We start from the raw sequence: 2456 nt of genomic DNA, 5'->3' as shown, positions 1-2456 counted from the left end.
GCATCATGCTGTCGCTGTCGATGGTGGTGTTTGCCGCACTGATCGGCGCGGGCGGCCTCGGCACCGAAATCAACCGGGCGCTGGGTTCGCGCAAGATCGACCTCGGGCTTGAGGCGGGCCTCGCCATCGTCGTTTTGGCCATCGTGCTCGACCGGATGACCCGCATCGCCGTTGGAGGCAAGAAATGACCGTCGCCGTCGATTTCCGGAACGTCGATATCGTCTTCGGCGCCGACCAGGCCGGATCGCTGAAAATGATCGACGCCGGAGCCAGCCGCGCCGAGATCCTCGAAAAGACCGGCAATGTACTGGGTTGCGCCGGCGCCAGCCTGACCGTGAACGAGGGCGAAATCTCCGTGCTGATGGGTCTCTCCGGTTCGGGCAAGTCGACATTGCTGCGGGCGGTCAACCGGCTCAACGTGGTGTCGCGCGGCCAGGTGCTGGTCAAGGATGGCGACAAAACCGTCGACGTCGTCACCTGCGACGAGGCGACCCTGCGGCGCCTGCGCCAGAAACAGGTGGCGATGGTCTTCCAGCAGTTCGGCCTTTTGCCCTGGCGCACGGTGGAGGAGAATGTCGGTCTCGGCCTCGAACTCGCCGGCGTACCGGAAGCCGAGCGCAAGGAGCGCGTGCAACGCCAGCTCAAGCTGGTCAATCTCGACCAGTGGTCGAAGAAATACGCGCATGAGCTGTCGGGCGGCATGCAGCAGCGCGTCGGCCTGGCGCGGGCCTTCGCCACCGAGGCGCCGATCCTGCTGATGGACGAGCCGTTCTCGGCGCTCGACCCGCTGATCCGCACCAAGCTGCAGGACGAATTGCTGCAGCTGCAGGCCGAATTGAAGAAGACCATCATCTTCGTCAGCCACGACCTCGAGGAGGCGCTGAAGATCGGTTCCCACATCACCATCATGGAGGGCGGGCGCATCGTGCAAACCGGCGCGCCGGAGGACATCGTGCTGCGGCCTGCCAACGACTATGTCCGCGACTTCATCGCCAATGTGAACCCGCTGTCCGTGCTGACCGCATGGAACGTGATGCGCGACCGTCGCGATCTGGAGCACGGCAAGGACGGCTGGGTGTGGCTCGACCGCCGCAAGACGACGCGCTTCAAGATCGACGACCACGGGCTTGTGGCGGCGGCCGAACGCGATGGCAAGCCGGCGGTCTGGGTGTCGTGCGCCGACGTCGAAGGCCAATCCGAAGAAGCCGCGCAAGTGTTCTGGGCCAATCCGGGCACCTCGCTGAAAACCGTGATGCTGGCCATGCACCGTTCGCAGACCGCTCCTGTGGCGCTGTTCGACGATCAGTCGCGCTTCGTCGGCGCCATCGGTATCCGCGATGTGCTGAGCGCGGTGCTGAGAAGGTAGGTTCTTCGGAACTCAATATTGACGAGGCGGCGACCAATCGCGCCTCTTTTTTAAGCCGCCAGCGGCAGGCGCAGTTGGGTCAGCAGGCCGCCGCCCGGGTTGTTGGACAGGCGGATCTCGCCACCTGCGGCGCGCGCGATGTTGCGGGCGATGGTCAGGCCGAGGCCCAGACCGCCGGTCTGGCGGTTGCGCGATTGTTCGAGGCGCACGAACGAGCCGAACACGGCGTCGATCTGTGCCTGCGGTATCCCGGGCCCTTCATCGCGGATGGTGAGCAGGATCATGTCTTCCGACCGGCGCAGCGTAAGATGCGCCTTCTTGCCGTAGGTGACCGCGTTCTGCACCAGATTGGTGACACAGCGCTTGAGCGCGACCGGCCGCGCCATGCAGATCAGCCCGCGCGAACGGGTCTCGTCGTCGAACGATACGTCGTCATAGCCGTCGGCGATCGATTCCACGAGCGACCAGAAATCGATGCGTTCGTTCTTTTCCTCGGTCACTTCGAAGGTGGCGAAGTCGATCACCGAGCTGGCGATGCCCTCGACATCGGCGAGGTCGTGCGCCAATGCCTCGCGGACCGCCGATTTGCGCAACAGCTCCAGGCGCAGGCGCATCCTGGTCATCGGCGTGCGCAGATCATGCGCCAATGCCGCCGCCAGATGTTCGCGGTCCTCGACATATTCGCGCAACCTTGCCTGCATGGCGTTAATCGCCTTGGCGGCGGCACGGACCTCGCGGCTGCCGCTCTCGGCGATCGGCGGGCTCTTTAGATCCTTGCCGATCCGGTTCACGGCGGTTTCCATCATCCGGTAGGGCGCCGTCAGCCGGCGCAGCGACCAGATCGACATGATCACCACCAGCCCTGCGATCAGCGAATAGAGCGGCAGGCTGTCGAAGCTCAGGATCGGGCCGACCGGCGTGATCGGCTCGGTGAAGTTCAGCCATTGGCCGTCGGCGAAGCGCAGCGAGGCCGTCAGCTTGTCGCTCTGGGCGAAGTCGGCGGCCAATACCAGAAGGTCGCGTTCGACCTGGCCGATGTCGGGTCCCGGCGCCGTGCCGTCCGCGTCATCGGCCTCGCGCGTCGCCGGAT

At 65.1% G+C, this 2456-nt stretch carries 2 protein-coding genes and 1 pseudogene; 2 read left to right on the top strand and 1 reads right to left on the bottom strand.

Annotation, left to right across the window (positions count from 1 at the left end; genetic code table 11):
- Positions 1-188, top strand: a pseudogene (locus EOD15_RS32770) (choline ABC transporter permease subunit); the annotation flags it as partial.
- The gene (gene choV, locus EOD15_RS32765) at positions 185-1366 is read left to right on the top strand and encodes a choline ABC transporter ATP-binding protein (RefSeq protein WP_024504539.1); all 1182 of its coding nucleotides are present in this window, start codon (positions 185-187) and stop codon (positions 1364-1366) included. The pseudogene EOD15_RS32770 and the gene choV, both read left to right, overlap by 4 nt.
- 50 nt (positions 1367-1416) lie before the next feature.
- On the opposite strand, the gene EOD15_RS32760 is transcribed toward choV, so the two are convergent.
- The coding region (locus EOD15_RS32760) for an ATP-binding protein (protein ID WP_127409220.1) at positions 1417-2456 on the bottom strand (1040 nt) is incomplete at its 5' end.

Source organism: Mesorhizobium sp. M7A.T.Ca.US.000.02.2.1 (assembly GCF_003996995.1).
GTDB lineage: Bacteria > Pseudomonadota > Alphaproteobacteria > Rhizobiales > Rhizobiaceae > Mesorhizobium.
Note: the sequence above shows the minus strand (reverse complement) of the source record. Positions and strands in the feature narration are given on the sequence as shown.